Genomic DNA, 22,147 nt, shown 5'->3' with positions numbered 1-22,147 from the left:
TATTTTAGATAAAAGAGTTTTTAGGTCAACGGACAAAGATAAAGATAATCATGGATTGATTAAAAAACATTCAAATATTTAACGACCATTCTTTAGACATTCCCTTAAAAAGCACAAAACAAATAAACAATTCCATTTTTCTTCGTATTTTTGCCAGCCAAAGATGCTTTGAGACTAAATCATCGAAGCTTAATTACATACTAAAATATATTTCTATGAACAACGAGAAAGGACTGGACTTTAAATCCACGATTTCAACCGAAGACAAAAAACTGTTCATCGAAACCTACGGCTGTCAAATGAATGTAGCAGACAGCGAGGTTGTTGCATCCGTAATGCAAATGGATGGTTATATCATGACAGATAAGCTGGAAGAAGCTGATGCTGTTTTTGTAAATACATGCTCGATACGTGACAACGCCGAGCAAAGAGTTATTCAACGTCTCGACTACTTCAACGCCCTCAAGAGAAAGAAGAAGCCAAATATGATTATTGGTGTTCTGGGTTGTATGGCCGAACGAGTAAAAGAAGAGCTACACGACAAGCATCATGTAGATGTTGTAGTAGGCCCCGATGCCTACCTCGACCTGCCTAATCTGGTAGGAGCTGCCGAAAATGGCAACAAAGCAATCAATGTTCAACTATCCAAAACCGAAACGTATAAAGATGTGATCCCTCTACGTATTGGAGGAAACCACATTTCGGGCTTTATATCCATCATGCGAGGATGCGATAAGGTATGTTCGTATTGTATAGTGCCTTATACAAGAGGTCGTGAACGAAGCCGTTCGCCACAGAGTATCCTTAACGAATTGGAAAATCTGCGAGACAAAGGATTTAAGGAAGCTACATTATTGGGACAGAATGTCAACTCATACCGCTTTACAAACGAAGACGGCAGCATTGTAGATTTCCCCGCACTATTGGAAATGACAGCGAAAGCTGCACCCAAAATGCGTATCCGATTTACGACTTCTTATCCAACAGATATGACCGATGAAACACTGGAGGTAATCGCAAAATACGATAACCTGTGTAAGTTTATCCATCTACCTGTGCAATCGGGCAGTAGCAAGATGCTAAACGTGATGAAAAGAAAATATGATAGAGAGTGGTATCTGAACCGTATCGAAGCGATTAAACGCATCATACCGGGATGCGGCATATCTACTGATATCATGTGCGGTTTTCACTCCGAAACGGAAGAAGATCAGCAAGAGACACTATCGCTGATGCGTGAAGTATGTTTCGACTCGGCATTTATGTTCAAGTATTCGGAACGTCCGGGAACATACGCTTCAAAAAAATTAGAAGACGATATACCTGAAGATGTTAAAATAAAACGTTTACAGGAAATTATAGATTTGCAAAACGAATGCTCTCTTGAAAGCAACAAGCGAGATGTAGGCAAAGTATTTGAAGTACTTGTTGAAGGATTCTCTAAACGGTCGAGGGAACAGCTTTTTGGACGAACATCCCAAAACAAAGTTGTTATTTTTGACAAAGGAAACCATCGTATAGGAGACTTTGTGACCGTAAAAGTAACAGGGAATACTTCGGCTACACTATTTGGCGAAGCGATATAAGAATCGGGCTAATAGTTATTTTTACTGAAAAATATTTTCGATATTTCAAAAAATAGCTATATTAGCTGTCCTTTTAGGGAAAGCAAGAAGATTATTAGCGGTTTAGCCCGTATATTTAGTGATCAATCCAATTTATAATAAAGTGTTGAATTGATGAAATTTATTGATACTCTCACACGTTATTATATTAATGTAGAATTAATTTATAAAATAAATAATTATGAATAAAACAGGTTCGAACTTATTGTTCTTGGCTATAGGTGCTGCGCTAGGTGCAGCTGTTGGCTATGTTGCTGCTTCTGACAAAAAGGAAGAATGGCTGAAAGATATAAACAGCCTGGTAGACAAAGTAAAAGGAAATGTAAGAAACGCAGCCGGCAGAGGCAAACATAAACTGGAAGAATTAAGAGACGATGTTGAATAACTCCGAAGAAGAAAAAAGCTTAGGAATCTTAATTGAAGAAATTAAATTAGATTTATTAAGCTATATCAACAGACGTATCCGTTTGTTTAAACTGGATAGTTTTGAGAAGATAGGTTTATCTGCCTCCGGTCTGGGATATGGCTTAATAATAATAGCTATTGTAGCTGTTATTTTATTCTTCGGGCTTATTGGTATGGCTTTTTTTCTTGGAGAATTATTCAACAGCTTGGCTGTAGGCTTTGGAATCATGACTCTGTTTTCATTGTTTGTTTTATTGCTTGTAGTTCTTTTTCGAAAAAAGATACAACAATCGATATTACAGAATACTATAAGATTTATGCGTAAAATAGATACAAATGATGAAGAGTAGATTGACACCATTAGAAGAACTGCGTCAAGAAAAAGAATTAGTAAGGCTTGAATGCAAGGAAGGTGAAGAACGTCTATCCGAACATTGGGCGTATCTTTCAGACAATGCAGGTTCATTGATTTTTCAAAGTACTATAAACTCTGTACTAAGCGTATTTGGATTCGGGGGATCATCCAAAAGTAAAAAGCGACAAGAAGAAACCTCAACATCAAGCAGTCTGCTTAGCGGATTAACCGCTTATTACCCCGTAATATGGGAAATTGTGCAGCCAATAATATGGCGGTTTGTAATAAAGAAACTAAAATCGATCTTCTCGGGAAAGAAAAAAAAGGAGAAGGATAAAGATAACGACTAAAATAAAACAGAAACAAGAAAGGAAATTCACCTTTCTTGTTTTTGTTTTTAGACTATTATTGGATATCAAATTATTTATTTACTTTTGATAATCAGTTAATTTAACCTTCGCACTATGGAAAGACGTAAATTCTTTAAGTCATTAGTTATTGGTGGTCTGGGTGCAACAGTTTCTCCTATCCTTAAAGCTGCTCCAACTCTCACCTCAACAGATATAAAGCCTGAGACAAATATAAAGGATGCGTTATCTATCTCTAGAACCGAATCTTCTATGCCGGGGAAATATCCGGGTAAAGTAGTCAGAGTCAATCATAGTTTGGCTGTTACTGATGGTAAACCTTCGGTGGAAACCGTTTTTGAGATGCTTAAAGAATCGATACTGAAACTTACAGGAGAAAGCGATCTCAACAAGGCTTGGCTACAATTTGTCGGCAAAGATGACGTAATAGGACTAAAGGTTAATCCTGTAGCCGGAAAACTATTGACGACTTCGCATGCCGTTACACAAGCCGTAATAAAACAATTGGAAGATGCAGGCATATCCCGTAGCAATATGGTAATATGGGACAGGCGCGAAATGCAACTGCATGAAACAGGCTATACAGAAGAAAATTATCCCGGCATAACCATCACCGGTACTGAGTGTGAAGATGCTTCGGGCAGCTACTATAATAGCGAAGGTAAACTATACAGCGAAGAGCGTATCGATAAAGATCATTATTTCTACGCTGATGTAGAAGGTGAGTATGACGCTTATACAATGCCTTTCATGGTAAATGGAGGAAAATATTCTTATTTTACGAAGATCTGTTCTCAAAAGGTAACAAAAATCATCAATCTGCCTGTATTGAAAAATGCAGGATCATCAGTTACACTTTGTCTGAAAAATCTTGCGTTCGGTTCTATTTCAAATACCGCAAGGCTCCACAAGGATTTGTGGCACGAAACTTCTGCGTATGTATGTGCCTTCCCGCCACTACGGGACAAAGTTGTTTTGAATATTGTGGACGGGTTGATAGGTTGTTTCGAAGGAGGACCTGCAGCGAATCCTCAATTTATATGCAATTATAATACTATTCTGGTGGGAACCGACCCTGTCGCCGTTGACCGTATAGGACATGACATTGTGATAGCAAAAAGGATAGAGGAAGGCATCCAATCGGAAGACAAACCGGCTGCTCTCAAATTCATGCATCTGGCAGAAGAACTAAAGCTCGGGGTGGCAAACAGAAATAAAATAGACCTAACAGAAGTAAATCTAGCTTAGATGAAATACTTTTTCTTAACGCTTTTATCATTACTCCCACTTTTTGCAGTAGGGCAGTCGTTGTCGGATATCACGATTGAAAAGGAACGTACTTTTGTAGGGACAGGTCTCTATGGTTTTATGAATGGAGGTTCAGACTTATACCTCGAATATGGATTCGAAAAACTAACAACAAGAGATATAAAATACAAGGATGAGAAATATACAATAGATATTTATGAAATGTCGTCTCTCGAAAATGCTTTTGGTATATATTCCTTACATACATTCAAATGTATGAGAGCTGACACCCTCCGTTTTTTTAATTGCCTATCCGCATACCAATATCAGGCAGCAATCGGGAATAAATATGTTTCAATCGTTTTTCAGTCGGGCTCGAACAAAGCTAAAAGGAATGCCGATGAACTCTTGTATTTGTACGTAGATACGCTGAATATGAAAAGAATAGCTTTACCGTTAGAAATGACTAAAGAGATTCCTTATTCATCGTCTATAAAATACTTAAAAGGAAATCTGTCTATATCAAATGCCCAACCATCACTTCTGAAATGGATAGAAGGCATATCTTTCTCCGATATATGGCTCGCCTCGAAAAGCAATACTGTACTCATTTATCCAACTGATAATAAAAATATGGCGAAGCTAATAGAAAGAATCCCAAAAGAAAATATACTCAAAATAGAAGATCAGTACGTTTACTTAAAATGTCCGAAGAAAGAGGATAGTAATGACACGGGGGTATTCGGTTTTTAAAATCACAAAAACCTCAAAACTTTATCTATATAGAAAGGGTTTATAATCTGGATACAGAGAAAGTGACAGATAAAAACAGGGTAAAAAGTGTTACTTTTGTTACTTTTTCATCAAAACCTGTTCTATGACAACGACAGTTATAAATGAGATAAGACATAAAATGAATATATATGGCAGAGAAGGGAAGCCATTCTTCTTTGCTATTAACTTTGAACAAACAGAAGGTTTATTTATCGATAATCCTTTGCAACAAACTGATGTTTTATTTCAGTTCTGCGGAAAAGGGAATGCTCCTGAACAAGAGGTTATAAAAAAAGTATCTTCATTCAATTACATCCCTATCCCCTATTCCGAGTACAAAAAGAAATTTGATATTGTACATAAAGGATTAAAAGAAGGATATTCTTATTTGACCAACCTGACAATAAAAACACCTGTTTCTTTTAATCTTACTCTTGAAGATATTTTCTTTCAGAGTAATGCTTGTTACAAAGTTTTATATCCAAATAAGTTTGTATGTTTTTCGCCCGAACGTTTCGTCAAAATAGAGGGAAAGACTATTTCAACCAATCCCATGAAAGGAACTATAGATGCAAACATCCCCGATGCCGAACAGATTATACTAAATGACTATAAAGAGACAGCAGAGCATAATACAATAGTAGACCTTCTGCGTAACGACCTCAGCATTATAGCTGATAATGTAAGGGTAAACAGATTCAGATATATCGATCGTATCAGAACAAATAAAAACGATATATTACAGGTCAGCTCAGAGATAACAGGCACGCTACGCGAAGAAAATTATCTTAATTATGGAGATATTATCTTTGGTATGCTTCCTGCCGGGTCTATTTCGGGTGCACCCAAAGATGCTACAAGAAAAATTATACAAGATGCAGAAAAAGAACCCCGAGGCTATTATACAGGAGTATGCGGATATTATGATGGAAACGAATTGGATTCGGCTGTTATAATACGTTATATAGAAAATGACGACAACCAATATTATTTTCGAAGCGGAGGAGGTATCACAGCCTATAGCGATTGTGAGGAGGAGTATAAAGAAGTTTTAGAAAAAATTTATCTACCAATAGTATGAAGCCATCATTCTCTGAAGTAATAAAAATTTGTAATGGTAGAATTTTCAATCTTCCTGCACATATAGAAAGAATGAACTTTACGTTACAATCTTTTTTCGGTTCTACTATTCCATTTAGTTTGAAGGATGAAGATATTCCTTTAGAATTCCGTGAAGGATTGGTAAAATGCCGTATTGTATACTCTCTTGAGAATCTGGAAATAGAATATTCTCATTATAAATTCAGAGAAATAAACAGTTTGAAAATCATTCATGATAACTCAATCTATTACTCTTTCAAGTATGCGGAAAGAACAGCATTTGAGAAATTGATGGCACAGAAAGAAAATTGTGATGATATACTCGTTGTCAAAAATGGATTTGTAACCGACACGTCATTCACGAATGTAGTATTCGAAAGTGATAAAGGCTTATTTACCCCTTCTACATACCTGCTACCGGGCACAAAAAGACAAACCCTTCTAAAAGAAAGAGTTATTAAAGAAAAGGTAATTCGGATCGAGGATATTGAAGACTATAGAAAACTGTACTTAATAAACGCAATGATGGGTATTGAAGATAATATCAGCATACCCATATCAAGTTTAAAGATAGATAGCCTGTAAATTACTTCAGAGTCAAATCTGCATCAATAACAGTTTGAACCGTATTCTTTGTTGAGTCGGTACTTATAGCCGTAATATTACCTTTACAGTTTGTAAAATAGACACAATTTCCTCTGTCATAGAAACGATAAACTTTACAACCATCATGTTCGAACAGATATGAGACCTCATACGTCTTATTATTCTGAGAAGGGGCTTCTATTAACGGACGACCAGAATAACAAGATTGAAAACTAAACGCAAGTATCAAACCAAATAGACCGAGTAATGCTTTCATAATATTTCTATATTAAGTTAATCTTCTTTCTTCGGATACTTCTTTCCTGCAAATATATCATATTTACGGAACTCACATTGTAAAGAGCCATTTACCAGTTGGATTTTCTTAGAAGGCTTCAATCCTATTTTGTCAAAACACTCTTTTTTATAGCTGAGTATCCATGCCGAATAGCCCATAAATACATGCTTCAACCGTTCGCCTATATTTTCATACAAGCCGAACAAATCTTCGGGCTTTATTCTTTCACCATAAGGAGGATTCGTAACCAAAATAGCATTCTCGGATGGAGCCTCTGTATAGTTCTCAAAAGGCATCACTTTCAGGTCAATACTTTTATCTAATCCGGCATTCTTTACATTCTTCGCAGCAATAGCAATAGCCTCGGATGAGATATCCGAACCATATATTTTATACTTAAATTCCCGCTCTCCGGAATCATCGTTATATATCGTTTCAAACAAGTCTGCATTAAAGTTTTTCCACTTCTCAAAAGCAAAATTCTGACGATATATTCCCGGTGGCACATTCATGGCTATCATCGCAGCCTCTATCAGCAAAGTACCCGAACCACACATCGGATCTATAAAGTCAGACCCTCCGCGCCAGCCTGTTTTAAGTATCATTCCCGCAGCCAGCACCTCGTTCAAAGGAGCTTCTGTTTGAGCAACACGGTAACCTCTTTTGTGTAAAGACTCTCCCGAACTATCGAACGAAAGGGTACACTTATCATGAGCTATATGAAAGTTAATTAACAAGTCCGGGTTTTCTACATTTACCGAAGGACGCTTTTCCGTCCTCTGCATAAAATAGTCGGCAATAGCATCCTTTACGCGATATGCGACAAACTTAGAGTGTGTAAAGTAGTCCGAAAAGGTTATGGCGTCTATAGCAAAAGTACTATCCTCTGTAAGATGTTCAAACCAGTTCATGGCTTTCACCTTCTTGTATATATCATCAGTCGTCTTTGCTTTAAACTCATAGACAGGACGAAGTATACGGAGAGCAGTACGGCACTGTATGTTAGCCTTATACATTAAAGCAAGGTCACCTTCGAAGGAAACCATACGCTTGCCTATCTCAAGATTGTTTGCACCTAAGCCTATTAATTCTTCGGCCAACACATCTTCTAGTCCCGCCATTGTTTTGGCGATCATTTTAAACTCTCTTTTTATCATCCTTTATAATTTCAACTTCTTAGATTTTCCTTTCGACTCGTTATGGAAAGCATCTACAGCCGTTACAACATATTTATATTCTTTAGCTCCTCCTTCATAGGGGAGTACTATACTTTTCTGCCTTGTGATAGAAACAATATTCTGAGCATTCTCCAGGTTTTCCTTTTCTCCTTTTGCAAAACGATAAACAACATAATATTGAGCTGTCTCCGGATCATATTTATCAGACTTTGCATCCCATTGCAATGTATGAGTAGTTGCAGTAAACGACTCTTTCAAGTTACTCACCTTTTTGGGCTGCTTCTTGTACATATGCGTATATGCAGGGATAAGAGCCGGATATTTGTGATAATTAGATTGCAAACGGCTAGCTATTCCCTTATAGTTGTCCAATAGTTCATAAGCAGGCCAGAAACAATTTCCATGCACTGTGGTAAAACTGCGAGACAAAAGCATTTTCTCTGCCAACTGATTGTCTCCCGAAGGCTGAGTTGTAGCATCCATTGTTCTCTTTATATCCTGACCAATATAGAGAGGTTGTCCGAGATTATTATTCGCCCACCATTCTATCAATGTTTTATAGTCTGCAGCAGTATGTCCTATCTCCCAATATATTTGAGGCATATTATAATCTATCCACCCATTTTTCACCCATAGCTTAACGTCAGCATACAAGTCGTCATAGTTTTGTAATCCACTCGTATTACTTCCCGAGCCATCAGGTGTACTTCTCTTATTCCTATATATTCCAAAAGGGCTGATACCAAATCTCACCCATGGCTTTGTAGTCTGTATGGTATGCCTCACATCTTGTATCAACAGATTGACATTGTTGCGACGCCAGTCTGCTCGCTGATTCTGAGAGAAGCCTTGCTGCCTACCGTATGTGTTGAAACTGTTATCATCAGGGAAAGATTGCCCTGCAACAGGATAAGGGTAGAAATAATCGTCCATGTGAATAGCATCTACCTCATAGCGCATGACTATATCCTTAACTACATCACAAATAAATTGTCGGTTGGCAGGAATACCCGGATCAAAATATATCTTATTGTCATATTTCACAAAACGTTCTGGATATTTATGATAAATATGATTTTTGGAAAACACATCGCTAGTTCCCGACGATACCCGGTAAGGATTCAACCAAGCGTGCAATTCCATATTTCGCTTATGACACTCATCTACAAGAAAGGCCAAAGGATCGAAGCCTCCATCGGGAGCTTTCCCTTGTATCCCTGTAAGGAAAGCACTCCAAGGTTCAAGATCTGATTTGTAAAAAGCATCGGCATAAGGACGAGCCTGAAATATAACAGCGTTGATGCCATCCGCCTGCATTTGGTCTAATATATTTGTAAAGTATGCCTTCATCTGAGATGAATTCATAGTCTTATATCTCGATTGCCAAGCAGTACTCAACCATGCGCCCCTAAACTCCCTTTTGGGATGGGATATATCGGAGAATTTCACACGTTGTTTCTGAGAACCGCAAGATGATAATAAAATTATAGTAATTGTTAGTATAGAAAAAAGAAGGGCTTTGTTCTTGTACATTGTAACATTATTTAATTATGCATCTACAAAAATAGGAATAATAACTAGAATAAATACTTTACTTTTGTCTATATCAAACGAAATTACAGTGAAATATCTATTATTTTATGTGCTTCTTTTTATTTCATCCTGTTCTATTGCCAAAGAGCCGTTGAGAATCGGAGTAATTACAGATACCCACTATCTGTCGGAACAATTGATGGAAAAAGGACAAGCCTTAAATGATTATATAGCTTCCAGTGGCAAGAATATCAAGGATGTGCCACAAGTTCTGGATCAAGTGCTAAATGAGTATCTTAACAGTGATATACAAGTACTACTTATTTGCGGCGACATCACCAAAGACGGAGAAAAATTAAGCCATCTTGACTTCCTGAAAAAGCTAAAACCGCTACAAGAAGAGGGAATCAAAATATATGTTATTCCCGGCAACCATGATATTAACATGCCAAATGCTTCGGAATATAAGGGAGACAAAAAGTTACCTGTAGCAAATATTTCTCCCGATGACTTTGCGTCGATCTACAAAGATTGTGGCTATAGCAATGCGCTGAAAAGAGATGATAATTCATTAAGTTATGTCGCTTCTCTCGATGATCAAACATGGCTTCTCGCCATAGACGCAGCCAGATATAAAGAGTATACAACTAACAGCATAACAGCCGGAAAAACCTCTCCCGATACAGAAAGATGGATACTCGAGATTTTAAGAGAAGCCAAACAAAAGAATAAACAAGTAATAGGCATGATGCACTGGGGCTTTGCGGAGCATATCATGTATCAGTCTTCATTCTTTAAAGACTACCTTGTAGACGATTATCAAAGATTAGCAAACCTGTTTGCAGACAATGGTGTAAAAGCTATCTTTACCGGGCACTTTCATTCGAATGACATCACAGCCTTTACCTCCGACAAAGGCAATGTGATATATGATATAGAAACCGGTACTTTATCAGCCTATCCATTCTCTTATCGTTTTGTGGAACTGGATGCTAACGGTATGAAAATAAGAACTGAAAATGTGACATCAATACCCGGCAACCCCAATCTGGCGGAAGAGGATAAACAGCGAATGCTTAAACTATCCACCACCCTTGCTAAAAGTAAGATCAACAAACTAGGATATAATCTTTCGGAAGAAACATCGAGTCTCTTTGCCGATATAATAGGACAGATATTTATCAAACATGCTTATGGAGACGAAAAGGTTGACAAATCCTTAAAAGAGTATCTTGAAAAACTATCTGAAGCAACGGATATCCCAATCAATATGAATGAAATAGAGTTGGATTTCCCACCAGAAGATAATAACCTATATATTAAGTTTTAGAAATGTTAGAACTATCATTATATCCCGACCTAGTAGAAGCAGGATGTGACGAAGCCGGAAGAGGCTGTCTGGCGGGAGCTGTATTTGCAGCGGCTGTTATATTACCCAAAGGTTTTATCTGCGAAAAGCTGAACGACTCAAAACAACTGACCGAAAAAGAAAGGTATGCATTACGTCCACTTATCGAAGAGCAGGCTCTGGCTTGGGCTATAGGCATTGTGGATCAAAAGGAGATAGATGAGATCAACATACTGAATGCTTCGTTTCTTGCTATGCAACGAGCTGTAGCAAACCTAAAGACTCGTCCACAACATTTATTAATTGACGGTAATCGCTTCCGCAAATACGAAGACATACCACACACGTGTGTTGTAAAAGGAGATGGCAAACTATTGCCTATTGCTGCGGCATCGGTATTAGCTAAAACATACAGGGACGACTACATGCTCAATTTACACAGAGAGTATCCGCTATATGATTGGGATCACAACAAAGGATATCCGACAAAAAAGCATCGTGAGGCAATAGACAAACATGGTGTCACACCTTATCACAGGCTAACATTCAATTTAATAGACAAGCAGTTGAAGTTAGACTTCTGATTATTAAGGCTTAGATATCTTAATGCCTACTTTCTCTATACCGCTCAAGGTCTGATCTCGCATACCGTGCTCTATCTTGATACGGTAGTTTCGCTTTTCCTTAAAGGTAATTTCTCCGAAAGGGAGAGAAGATTGATACAATGTACCAAATCCTGATCCCTGCCATTTACCAAGTTTATCAGCCAGCAGAAATTCTTTAGATGTATCAACGAATAGAGAGTCTGTATCGATATTTGACTGAACAAAAAACCAGATATTCTGATAAGGATAACTCACGCTATTGGTAACCTCTATTGTAAGATCATAAGGTCTATTCAGTTCGAAAAGCGTAGAATCTATATCAAACACAAGCGTATCGTTTTGTGCCCATGCCTCATCCTTCAGTTCATGAAAATGATAGTATATCTCCTGCTTGTCACAGGAGATATTTATAAGGGTTAGCAACATAACACATAACGCAAAAAAAACTTTATGCTTCAGGCTTCTTCTGTTCCGAATTTCCATTGCGGTTTGATCTGTTTCTGTTATGTCTGTTTTTATTTTTATTCCGATTCGGGTTCGGATTCGAATTTTGATTCGGATTGGGATTACCCTGAGAATTGGCTTCAGCTTGTTGTTGCGGCCTGTTATTATTTCCTCCCTGAACTTTATTTATTTGAGGCTTACTATTCGGCTGATTATTGGCCGGCTGCACATTTCCCGGTTTAGGATTTTCCCCTTTATTGTTTTTTACAAACTTCTTTTTCTTATTATTACGGTTATTGCCATTTCCATTATCATCAAAACGATTGATATTTTCTTGCAATATATCATGTGAGGTCGGTTTCTCGGTTTGCTCTTGAGATTCCATAGCTAAATGCAGAGGTCTGTCTCCTCTCTTATTCATCCTTATCACATCAAAAACCCTGTCTTTAGGTAAAGAGATAAGGTTCGCCGCAAAATTCTTATCTGTGGAATAGGTCATTGTCCCCGAAAGTATGTCGGTCTTGAAATGATAATAAGACGAATCTTTTGTCTCAAGGATTACTTCGCGTGATGGCAATTTTCGTTGAGCCTCCACGTAAGTGTCTACCTCAAAATTGAGACAACATTTGAGTTTACCACATTGCCCCGCCAATTTCTGAGGATTTAGCGGAATATCTTGTAATCGAGCGGCAGATGTAGACACCGAGATAAAGTTAGACATCGAACTAGAACAACAAAGTTCTCGCCCACAAGGGCCAATGCCACCCACTCTACCGGCTTCCTGACGTGCTCCGATCTGCTTCATTTCTATTTTCACGCGAAACTCGGAAGCATATACTTTTATCAACTGACGAAAGTCCACACGCTCGTCTGCTATATAATAAAAAATAGCCTTGTTCCCATCTCCTTGATATTCGACATCACTGATCTTCATCGCAAGATTAAGTTCTTCGGCTATCTCTCTCGAACGAAGCATCGTTTTATGTTCTTTCGATTTAGCGTCTTCCCATTTCTCAATATCGTTTTGTTTAGCTATACGATAAATGCGCTTAGTCTCTCCACGATAGTTATTCTTTAGCATTTGAAGTTTCACCAGTTTGCCTGTAAGCGTTACTTCTCCAATATCGTGTCCCGGTGTGGCTTCTACAGCAACGATATCTCCTCTGAATAGTTCTATATTATTACTGTTGAGATAATAGCCTTTACGTGTATTTTTAAATTGAACCTCAACCATCTGCGATTCGCCCGGTATCTCCGGAAGATCTTCAAGCCAATTGTAAACTTCCAATTTATTAGTACCGCTGCAACATCCGCCTTTTTTAGACTGACAACCGCCTCCCGATTGGCAACCACAGCCGCCTCCCGACTGACAGCCGCAACCTCCACCGGATTGACAACCACACGTTTTAGTTACCGCCTGCTTCTGCGATTCGCTAGTAGCGACTGTAACAAGTGCCTTTCGGTTTGCCCTGGCACAAGTACACCCTATCGGTGTTTTGCAAGTGCCCTGACAGTCCATGGCAGGATTAAATGTATTTTGATTTGAATCCATTGTTATTCATTTTAATTAATTAAGACAAAGCCCCTTTTCTAGCTTTGTGGGTTTATATTTATTGTTTAATCAGCATTGTTATTTTCAGACAAAGATCGAAAAACACCATCTTGGCGTTTACATTTTGTTCTATATGTCTTTCAGCCAGAGCCAGTTCATCCATAAAACCTACAATATTACGTTCATTGATAAACGGCGCAAAGCGTATTCCGAAATTAGCCTCATCCTGAGCTAAATAGGTAATTTCGGGCTGATGCAAGTTACTTACAAAATATTCGCGAACCATGCGCTGACTATATATCAGGAAGCTTTTTTGATTCTCGCGTCCTATTGCTGCCAATTCATTACCGATAGTCTTTATTTCCTTTATGTTACGAGCATAAGAAGCTCTCATCATCTGCACAAACAGATTGAAAAAAAACTTATGTTCTTCGTTCAGGCTGATCGTTTCCACAGCCTTCAGGTAACTACCTTTCGATAAATGTGCAACAGTAGTTGCATCATCAGGCAAAATATTATATTCAGATTCGAGAGCCTGCACAATATCACTTTCGGCTACGCCATGCACATTGATACGCTGACAACGAGACTGAATAGTTGTTATAATATTATCCGGCGTATCGGATACAAGCAGAAATATAGTATTATCTGTCGGTTCTTCTATAATCTTCAGCAACTTATTTGCACAAGACTCATGCATTTTTTCGGGAAGCCAGATAATCATTATCTTATATTTAGCTTCATATATACGAAGGCTCAGCTTACGCAGAATCTCCTCGCTTTCCTTCGCATAAATAAGCCCTTGAGAGTTTTCGGCATCGATATGATCTAACCACTGGGTAAGGTTAAAATAATAGTTGTGTTGCTTTACAAATTCTCTCCAATCGGCTATATAATCATCACAAACCTCTTTTTTCTTCGCTGCTTTCTTTACGATAGGGAAAACAAAGTGAAGATCGGGATGAGTCAAATGAGCATATTTGACACAAGATGCACATTTTCCGCACGAATCGTTATCCCTCGGATTTTCACAGTTAAGATATTGGGCGTAAGCCAATGCTAAAGGGAATTTACCGACTCCCTCTGGCCCGCAAAAAAGCTGAGCATGGGGTATAAGCCCCTTCCTTGCCGATGTAACAAGCCTCTCTTTTACTTCACTCTGCCCTACAATATCTTTAAAAAACATTCTTTTTCAGTTATCTGTCACACATCAAAAGTAACAAACCTTTAGAAACATAAAAAATTAATATTCAAATATTTATTTTCAAAAGGTGACAAAAGTGACAGAATAAACGCCTATTTTGTTGTTACTTTATTGTTACCTTTTTTATAAGAACTCTCTTATATAGAGATAAATTCTAGTAAATCTCTTTAGCAATACGTCTTACACTCTCCGTTGCAAGCAAAGAATAAAAGTGTATACTAGGAACCCCATATTCAATAAGCTCCTTAGACTGCTTAATACCCCATTCTATTCCAACTTCTTTTGCGTCGTCATCGGTCTTACACTTTCTTAGTTCAACTGCTAACTCCTCGGGTATGCTCGAACGGAATATTCTTGGTAATACTTCCAACTGGCTCATCAAAACAATAGGTTTTACACCCGGTATGATAGGCTGCGTAATTCCTGCTTCTCTACACTTTTCTACGAATGAGAAATATTTCTGATTGTCAAAAAACATTTGAGTTACAAAATATTCTGCACCATTGTCTGCTTTTTGCTTCATATAGAAAATATCGGACTCCGCACTAACAGCATCTTCATGAACCTCCGGGTAGCATGCCATCCCGTAAGAAAAAGGAGTTGCATTTTTTTCGAATAAACTTCCATCTGCCGCAATACCTTCATTGAAGTTATTCACCTGTAGCTGAAGGTCTGTTGCATATTCATTCCGGTTTGGATATATCTGCTCAGGTGCAAGTCGTTTTGTATCACCTCTAAGCAACAGCAAATTTTGAACATGCAAAAAGTTGAGATCGATAAGCGCATATTCGGTTTCCTCCTGAGAGAACCCTTTGCATATCATGTGCGGAACAGCCGTCACATTGTATTTGTGCTGAATAGAAGCTGCAATAGCCACAGAACCGGGACGCTTGCGTATATTCACCCTTTTTACTGTTCCATCGGGCATTTGCTGATCGAGGTACTCGCTATGGTGAGTTGTTATATTTATATACTGAGGATCAAACTCAATTAGCTTATCTATTATATTATATACTTTCTCTACATTGTTCCCCTTCAATGGAGGAAGAATTTCGAAAGAGAAAGCAGTTTTATCACTTTTATTGATTAATTCTGTAATAGTCATATTTTTTACTTGAAAAAGATTCTGATTATATCATTTCCATTTGCCACCACAAGCAAGAGCAATAAGAAAATCATACCTACCATTTGGGCTCTTTCCATAAACTTTTCGTTCGGTTGCCGTCTTGTAATGACTTCGTACAACAAGAACATGATATGGCCGCCATCCAGAGCAGGAATAGGCAATATATTCATAAATGCAAGAACGATAGATAGAAACGCAGTCATCGACCAGAAAGCATGCCAGTCCCAAGCAGGTGGGAAAAGGTTACCAATTCCGGCAAAGCCACTCAGATTTTGTACCCCTTTAGAAGAAAACACAAAACGCATCTGAGCAACGTAGCCTTTCAGCGTTTCCACACCAAGAACCGCACCTGATGGTATGGCTTTCAAGAAACTAAACTTATCTGTTTTAACTTCGTATATAGGACTTACACCACCTATCCCTATTTTATTTTCATCGTTTACCAAGACTTTCACTGTTGCGGTTAGTGAGTCTCGCATATAAGTGATTGCTATATGTTTTCCTTTATTTTCTTTTTTAGAGATTTCTCCAGAAAGCTGCATCCAAGATGTCACATTATTTCCGTTTACAGAAAGAATACTATCTCCTTTTTGTAAACCGGCCGCTTTAGCAGCATCAGACACTGTATCCAGACGTGTTGATGTCCAATAATAATATGGCGGTTGCAGGTCTTCAGCACCAATAACATTTTCTGCAAATTTTTCGGGCATGGTCAAAGTCACCTGTTTGCCTTCGCGTTCTACAACAACCTGCTTCGCATCAAGGAACTGCATAAAGGTATTCATGTTCAACACGCCACTGCGGTTGTTCATATCCTTACCATCTATGCTAAGAATGATATCACGTTCTTGATATCCACCCAATTCTTTTGCCGTCTGAGAAAATGTCATACCATTTTTCACCGACTTTACAGGGATGTAAGAGTCTCCCCACGAAAATAGGATTATTCCATATATGATTATTGCTAATATAAAGTTAAACAGCACTCCGCCAACCATCACCAATAGTCTCTGCCATGCCGGTTTGGAACGAAATTCCCAAGGCTGTGCAGGCTGCGCCATCTGTTCCTTGTCCATAGACTCATCTATCATTCCCGATATCTTCACATAGCCACCTAGGGGCAACCAACCGATACCATACTCTGTATCACTGTTTTTGGGTTTAAATTTAAACAGCGAGAACCATGGATTGAAGAAAAGATAGAACTTTTCGACTCTTATTTTGAAAAGGCGGGCAAAAAGAAAGTGCCCGAACTCGTGTATAACAACAAGTATAGATAAACTTAATATTAGTTGTAACGCCTTAATTAAAATAGTTTCCATTAAAAATTATTATAGTGTTATTTGATAAACTCTTTTGCTATATAGCGAGCCTCTGTGTCTGTTTGCACATAGTCGTCATACGTTGGTGTATCTACAAAGCATACCTTCTGCATTGTTTTTTCTATCACGTCGCTCATTTCCAAAAAGCCGACTTTGTCGTGTAAAAACGCCTCAACAGCGATCTCATTCGCAGCATTCATTATACATGCCATATTTCCTTTGAGCCTTGCCGCCTCAAAAGCAAAAGCCAGATTACGGAATCTGTCTGTGTCGGGTTTTTCGAAAGTCATTGTTTGCAGCTTAAAGAAATCAAGTCTTTCAAAATTCGATTTTAACCGTTTGGGATAAGCAAGTGCATATTGTATCGGAAGATGCATATCCGGCAAGCCCAGCTGAGCGATAATAGAAGCATCTTCGAATTGCACCATAGAATGGATGATTGATTGGGGATGTACCACCACTTCAATCTGGTCGGGTTCGACACCGAATAACCATTTGGCTTCTATCATCTCCAAGCCTTTGTTCATCAACGAGGCTGAATCGATAGTTACCTTTGCACCCATATCCCAGTTGGGATGCTTTAGGGCTTCTTTTTTAGTAACGCTTTGCAGCTGCTCTTTCGAATGTTTACGAAATGGCCCACCCGAAGCAGTTAATAATATTTTTTCTATTTGAGAATTCTCCCCATTCAGGCACTGAAATATCGCAGAATGCTCCGAATCGACAGGGAGAATAGGCACTTTATTTTCGATAGCCAGATTTGTTATTAATTCTCCGGCTACAACAAGAGTCTCTTTATTGGCAAGCGCAATCGCCTTTTTTGCTTTGATTGCATTTATCGTAGGTTTCAAGCCCGAATAGCCCACCATAGCAGTCAAAACCATATTGATAGGTTCGCTCTCTACCACTTGTGCAATAGCATCACATCCACACCAAACCTTTAGAGGAAGATCAGATAAAGCATCTTTTACATACGCATACTTTTCCTCATTGGCAATCACTACTACCTCGGGCATAAACTCCCGAGCCTGCGCAATTAGTAAATCTGCATTATTATTGGCTGTAAGTGCATATATCTCAAACTCGTCTTTGTGTTCCCTGATCACATCAAGAGCCTGTGTTCCTATAGAGCCGGTAGAGCCAAGTATTGCAATATTTCGTTTCATGTATATTCTATTTCTTTCTGGGCTTTTATTAAAAAGCTATATAATCTTCAGGGTTTACAGGGTTTCCTTTATACCAAAGCTCAAAGCCGAGAACTAAATCAGCATTGTCTTTAGCCTTGCCATCACCGATAACGGCAATCGCTTCTCCGGTACGAACTTTATCCCCTACTTTTTTTAGAAGTAACGTATTGTTCTTATAAATTGAAACAAACCCATTTTTATGTTGAATTTGCATAGTATATCCTGTTGTAAAATCATAACCCGAGAAAACGACTGTACCTTCAAGTACTGCCAAAACAGTTTCCTGAGATGCTACTTTCAGATTAATACCATATCGGTCGTTTGACGGATTGAATTTACTAATTACCAATCCTTTCAATGGCTTAAAGAAAACAACTCCTTCCATAGGACCCGAAGCAGTAGGAGAGATAACGGATAAATTATACCGTTCCTTATCCTCATAGCGATCTACAAAGACTTTCTCTTTCTCTGTCCTTTTCAACAACGGATCATTTTCCGAAACGGATATCGTATCGGTTATTTTCACAGAATCAACATCCAGAACGCCGGTAAAAACATTCTTCAGATTATTGATATATGCCTCCTGATAGTTGAGTTGTTGCTGTAGCGAATCAACCCTGATAGCAGCTCTCAGAGCCTTTTCTCTGACTTCAGCATCGAGATATCCGGGCAGATAATATCGTATAGGTGTAGCGATAATGAGAAACGAGGTAATAGTAACGAGAGATATAGCAAATAACAAAAACAACACACCTCCTGAAAACATGGATGCCTTTATGCTCCATACTTCCTCAAGTGTATTTTCGTTCATTACAGAAAGACGGTACTTGAAATGTAACCGCTTCCATATATCATGTTTGTTCTTTTTCTTCTTAACCATTCATTTTTTTGATCACGCTACTACTGATGGTGTACCTATACACTTTGTACACAAGACACACTATAGACCAAGCTACAAATTTAAGAAAAAAAGCGATATACCTTTACCTGAAGCCACACAAGATTAGGTCAAATTGTCCTTTTTTTAAATATTTAATTCAAAATGATTACAATCTTATTTTTTTTAGCTATTTTTGCAGCCTGCATTTTAGTGAAATAACGTGATTTTATTACATGCAGCTATAATAATTACATTTGTTATAAGTTTAATATGAGTCTATTAACTGATAAGTTGTATCGGTATGACGCAGCACGAAATACACGAGCTGCAGGTATTTACCCTTATTTTAGAGAAATCCAAAGCGACCAGGATACAGAAGTTGTTATCAACGGAAAAAAAGTATTGATGTTCGGGTCAAATGCCTATCTGGGGCTTACTAATCATCCAAAAGTAAAAGAAGCAGCAATCAATGCTACTAAAAAATATGGAACGGGCATGGCCGGTTCCCGTTTTTTGAATGGAACATTAGATATCCACGTAGAACTAGAAAAAAAGCTGGCTAAATTTGTTGGAAAAGAAGATGCTATCGTTTACTCCACAGGATTTAACGTAAACCAAGGTGTTATTTCATGTATCACCGGACGTGAAGATTATATCTTATGGGATGAATTGGATCACGCTTCTATCATAGAAGGAGCACGAGTATCTTATTCTACCAAACTCAAGTTCCGTCACAACGATATGGATTCTTTGGAAAAGCAACTTCAAAGATGTGAACCGGATAAGGTTAAACTAATCGTTATTGATGGTGTGTTCAGTATGGAAGGGGATGTGGCACATCTTCCTGAAATAATTGAATTAGCAAAAAAATACAATGCAAGTGTAATGGTTGACGAAGCACACAGTCTAGGTGTGTTAGGAAGCGATTATAGTGGAAAAGGACTTGTCGATCAATGTGGACTTGTCGATGATGTCGAGCTCATTATGGGAACTTTCAGTAAATCACTAGCTTCCATTGGCGGCTTCATTGCAGGTAACGAAATAATACTTGATTATCTACGTCACAATTCCCGTCCATATATCTTTACCGCGAGTGCTACTCCTGCTGCAACAGCTGCAGCCAGCGCAGCATTGGATATCATAATATCTGAACCGGAAAGAATAAAAGCATTGTGGGATATTACGCATTATGCATTAGATGGCTTCCGTGAGCGCGGATTTGAAATAGGGCACACATCTACACCTATTATACCTCTATTTATCAGAGATAATGAGAAAACATTCCTGATTACAAAACTTCTTTTCGAAGAAGGAATATTTGTAAATCCTGTAGTATCTCCGGCTGTTGCGCCAAGCGATACTTTGATTCGTTTCTCTCTTATGGCTACACACACAAAAGAACAAGTAGACATTGCTTTTGAGAAAATAGAATCAATATTCAAAAAAATGGGAGTATTATTACATGCAAAAGCCTAAAAAAGGGTAGAGCAAAAGAATATACTTCAAATATAAAATAAGAGAACCCTCTGTCCGTTAAAAGATAGAGGGTTTTTCATTTCTTCGAATATACTTATGAGAAAGTCTATCTTTTTAATAACCTTATTGGTTTTTACGACCTCAATATTTGCACAAACCTATACAGTTTCGGGAGGGTTAGAAACACCTTACGCTTATAAAAAAGAATCAGGTCAAAGCCTTACCGGCACAGGAATAGAAGAAGTGTATCTATTCAACACTTTTGCAGGCGCTGCAATAAAGTATAACTCATCGGCTATTTCGGTCAGATTTTACAAATACAAACAATCGATTGGCGATAAAAAACAGATAGAGGAGCCTGATCTCCACATAAAATCGATCAACGGAAACTCTACATACACTGTATCGAATCTAGAAGATGGCTACGGCTACTTTGTAGAAGAAAACAATGTTGCCAAAAGTGCTGTGTGGATTATTGATTATAACCAACATAAATCAATATTAAGATCCATCGAAGCCCGAGAAAATGATGACAAATGCCAATTTCTTAAATTACTAGTTGGAAAAACAGAAGATAAACTATTCTTCTATACAACAAATGGAAGTAGAAGAGAAATCCCCCGAAGATATACTGTCAGCTACGACATTCAAGAATGGGACGAAAACAACAAGGCTTTTGTAGAAAACATAAGAACCTTAAATATAGATACTGAAGAAACGATAGATGCTCCTTTAATGAATACCGTTTTCAAACTGAAGGGGGATCAATTTGCAGAATACTTCAAGATGCCACATGAGAAGAGTTCGGAAGAGTACAATGCTATTGCTGTAGAAGGACATATTGTAGCAGAGCAAGAAGGGAAAAATAATGGGGAAATAGGAAGTTCTGCACCTGTCACAGTCAACTTATATGGACGGGGAAGTGATGCAGCTTATTTCTATACATGGAGTATATATAACAAGGAAGATACCGCAAACTATATTGTACGCTATACAGGTAGTGATGTAAAAAAGTACACCTTCGAAAAAGATGGTAATTACATCGTTAAACTCGAAGTGGCTAATAATGCCGATCAGTCCGCAACCTGTGTTAATATAAGCACTTTAGAACTTAACATAGAAGAATCTGACATTCAAGCCCCTAACTTTTTTTCTCCCGGAGGAACTACAAATGCAGAGTTTAAGGTTTATTACAAATCCATCGTGAAGTTTAAGTGTACCATTTTCAACCGTTGGGGTGTAAAAATATATCAATGGAACGACCCATCGAAAGGTTGGGACGGAAGACACAACGGCAAATATGTATCTACCGGCGTCTATTATTACGTGATAGAGTATACCAACTCGAAAGGAAGACGTAAAAGTATGGGTGGAGATATAAATGTTTTACGGAGAAATTAGAATAGATCGTTCTCCATCCAAAGCCATAGATACCAAGAATCTTTTTAGAATATACATACTACTTACTATCAGCTTTCACAAGAAATATCTCATCCTTTTGTCGAGAGTTCGGCCCTTTCTATCGATTATTAT

The 22,147-nt window shown here is 38.0% G+C and carries 21 protein-coding genes and 1 pseudogene; 12 read left to right on the top strand and 10 right to left on the bottom strand.

Annotation, left to right across the window (positions count from 1 at the left end; translation table 11 throughout):
- Positions 1-215: 215 nt before the first annotated feature.
- The 8 genes from miaB to E4T88_RS00140 all read left to right on the top strand — a co-directional run bounded on the left by miaB (position 216) and on the right by E4T88_RS00140 (position 6,461).
- Complete coding sequence (gene miaB / locus E4T88_RS00175; protein WP_135103435.1) at positions 216-1,586, top strand: tRNA (N6-isopentenyl adenosine(37)-C2)-methylthiotransferase MiaB; 1,371 nt, start codon at positions 216-218, stop codon at positions 1,584-1,586.
- Positions 1,587-1,806: 220 nt separating this feature from the next.
- Positions 1,807-2,010 carry a hypothetical protein gene (locus E4T88_RS00170; RefSeq protein ID WP_006844524.1) on the top strand — a complete coding sequence of 68 codons (204 nt, stop codon included), beginning with the start codon at positions 1,807-1,809 and terminating at the stop codon, positions 2,008-2,010.
- Positions 2,000-2,380, top strand: coding sequence for a phage holin family protein (locus E4T88_RS00165; RefSeq protein ID WP_135103434.1), 381 nt, complete (start codon positions 2,000-2,002; stop codon positions 2,378-2,380). Before E4T88_RS00170 ends, E4T88_RS00165 begins: the two co-directional genes overlap by 11 nt.
- Entirely contained in the window at positions 2,367-2,735 is a 369-nt protein-coding gene (locus E4T88_RS00160) for a hypothetical protein (RefSeq protein ID WP_135103432.1), read from the top strand. The genes E4T88_RS00165 and E4T88_RS00160 overlap by 14 nt, the downstream gene beginning before the upstream one ends.
- 114 nt (positions 2,736-2,849) lie before the next feature.
- Positions 2,850-4,001 carry a DUF362 domain-containing protein gene (locus E4T88_RS00155; protein ID WP_135103431.1) on the top strand — a complete coding sequence of 384 codons (1,152 nt, stop codon included), beginning with the start codon at positions 2,850-2,852 and terminating at the stop codon, positions 3,999-4,001.
- The gene (locus tag E4T88_RS00150; RefSeq protein ID WP_228093634.1) at positions 4,002-4,754 is read left to right on the top strand and encodes a DUF6599 family protein; all 753 of its coding nucleotides are present in this window, start codon (positions 4,002-4,004) and stop codon (positions 4,752-4,754) included.
- Positions 4,755-4,878: 124 nt separating this feature from the next.
- Positions 4,879-5,856, top strand: coding sequence for an aminodeoxychorismate synthase component I (locus E4T88_RS00145; RefSeq protein WP_135103430.1), 978 nt, complete (start codon positions 4,879-4,881; stop codon positions 5,854-5,856).
- Positions 5,853-6,461 carry an aminotransferase class IV gene (locus E4T88_RS00140; RefSeq protein ID WP_135103429.1) on the top strand — a complete coding sequence of 203 codons (609 nt, stop codon included), beginning with the start codon at positions 5,853-5,855 and terminating at the stop codon, positions 6,459-6,461. Before E4T88_RS00145 ends, E4T88_RS00140 begins: the two co-directional genes overlap by 4 nt.
- A gap of 1 nt (position 6,462) precedes the next feature.
- Here the strand turns inward: E4T88_RS00140 and E4T88_RS00135 are convergent, their stop codons facing one another.
- From E4T88_RS00135 to E4T88_RS00125, 3 genes and pseudogenes are all read right to left on the bottom strand, one after another.
- A complete protein-coding gene (locus E4T88_RS00135; protein ID WP_135103428.1) occupies positions 6,463-6,738 on the bottom strand; it encodes a DUF4884 domain-containing protein in 276 nt (91 codons plus the stop codon).
- A 44-nt stretch (positions 6,739-6,782) separates the two neighbouring features.
- Positions 6,783-7,895 (bottom strand): annotated as a pseudogene (locus tag E4T88_RS00130) (THUMP domain-containing class I SAM-dependent RNA methyltransferase); the annotation flags it as partial.
- A gap of 24 nt (positions 7,896-7,919) precedes the next feature.
- Entirely contained in the window at positions 7,920-9,470 is a 1,551-nt protein-coding gene (locus E4T88_RS00125) for a glycoside hydrolase family 10-like protein (RefSeq protein ID WP_135103424.1), read from the bottom strand.
- 88 nt (positions 9,471-9,558) lie between these two features.
- On the opposite strand from E4T88_RS00125, the gene E4T88_RS00120 reads away from it, so the two are divergent.
- Positions 9,559-10,800, top strand: a complete 1,242-nt coding sequence (locus E4T88_RS00120) for a metallophosphoesterase family protein (RefSeq protein ID WP_260393612.1) — start codon at positions 9,559-9,561, stop codon at positions 10,798-10,800.
- Between the two features lie 2 nt (positions 10,801-10,802).
- On the top strand, positions 10,803-11,402 hold the full coding sequence (gene rnhB / locus E4T88_RS00115) for a ribonuclease HII (RefSeq protein WP_135103421.1): 600 nt from the start codon (positions 10,803-10,805) through the stop codon (positions 11,400-11,402).
- Between the two features lie 3 nt (positions 11,403-11,405).
- Here rnhB and E4T88_RS00110 read toward each other — a convergent pair whose 3' ends face one another.
- From E4T88_RS00110 to E4T88_RS00080, 7 genes are all read right to left on the bottom strand, one after another.
- Entirely contained in the window at positions 11,406-11,906 is a 501-nt protein-coding gene (locus tag E4T88_RS00110) for a gliding motility lipoprotein GldH (RefSeq protein WP_135103419.1), read from the bottom strand.
- Positions 11,872-13,419, bottom strand: a complete 1,548-nt coding sequence (locus tag E4T88_RS00105; protein WP_135103418.1) for a PSP1 domain-containing protein — start codon at positions 13,417-13,419, stop codon at positions 11,872-11,874. Before E4T88_RS00105 ends, E4T88_RS00110 begins: the two co-directional genes overlap by 35 nt.
- Positions 13,420-13,477: 58 nt before the next feature.
- Entirely contained in the window at positions 13,478-14,605 is a 1,128-nt protein-coding gene (gene holB, locus E4T88_RS00100; protein ID WP_135103416.1) for a DNA polymerase III subunit delta', read from the bottom strand.
- Positions 14,606-14,777: 172 nt separating this feature from the next.
- Positions 14,778-15,728 (bottom strand): methylenetetrahydrofolate reductase, encoded by a 951-nt coding sequence (locus E4T88_RS00095; protein WP_135103415.1) that lies wholly within the window; start codon positions 15,726-15,728, stop codon positions 14,778-14,780.
- Positions 15,729-15,733: 5 nt separating this feature from the next.
- A complete protein-coding gene (gene rseP / locus E4T88_RS00090) occupies positions 15,734-17,071 on the bottom strand; it encodes an RIP metalloprotease RseP (RefSeq protein WP_135103413.1) in 1,338 nt (445 codons plus the stop codon).
- Positions 17,072-17,088: 17 nt separating this feature from the next.
- Entirely contained in the window at positions 17,089-18,237 is a 1,149-nt protein-coding gene (locus tag E4T88_RS00085; RefSeq protein WP_135103412.1) for a 1-deoxy-D-xylulose-5-phosphate reductoisomerase, read from the bottom strand.
- 28 nt (positions 18,238-18,265) lie between these two features.
- Complete coding sequence (locus E4T88_RS00080) at positions 18,266-19,138, bottom strand: murein hydrolase activator EnvC family protein (RefSeq protein ID WP_135103411.1); 873 nt, start codon at positions 19,136-19,138, stop codon at positions 18,266-18,268.
- 270 nt (positions 19,139-19,408) lie between these two features.
- Between E4T88_RS00080 and spt the strand changes: the two genes are divergently transcribed.
- On the top strand, positions 19,409-20,614 hold the full coding sequence (gene spt / locus E4T88_RS00075; protein ID WP_135103410.1) for a serine palmitoyltransferase: 1,206 nt from the start codon (positions 19,409-19,411) through the stop codon (positions 20,612-20,614).
- Between the two features lie 96 nt (positions 20,615-20,710).
- Positions 20,711-22,015 (top strand): T9SS type B sorting domain-containing protein, encoded by a 1,305-nt coding sequence (locus E4T88_RS00070; protein WP_135103409.1) that lies wholly within the window; start codon positions 20,711-20,713, stop codon positions 22,013-22,015.
- Positions 22,016-22,147 lie beyond the last annotated feature (132 nt).

Origin of the sequence: Dysgonomonas mossii, from assembly GCF_004569505.1 — a bacterium.
Taxonomy (GTDB): Bacteria; Bacteroidota; Bacteroidia; order Bacteroidales; family Dysgonomonadaceae; genus Dysgonomonas.
The sequence above is the reverse complement of the archived record's forward strand: the minus strand, read 5'-3'. Positions and strand labels throughout refer to the sequence as shown.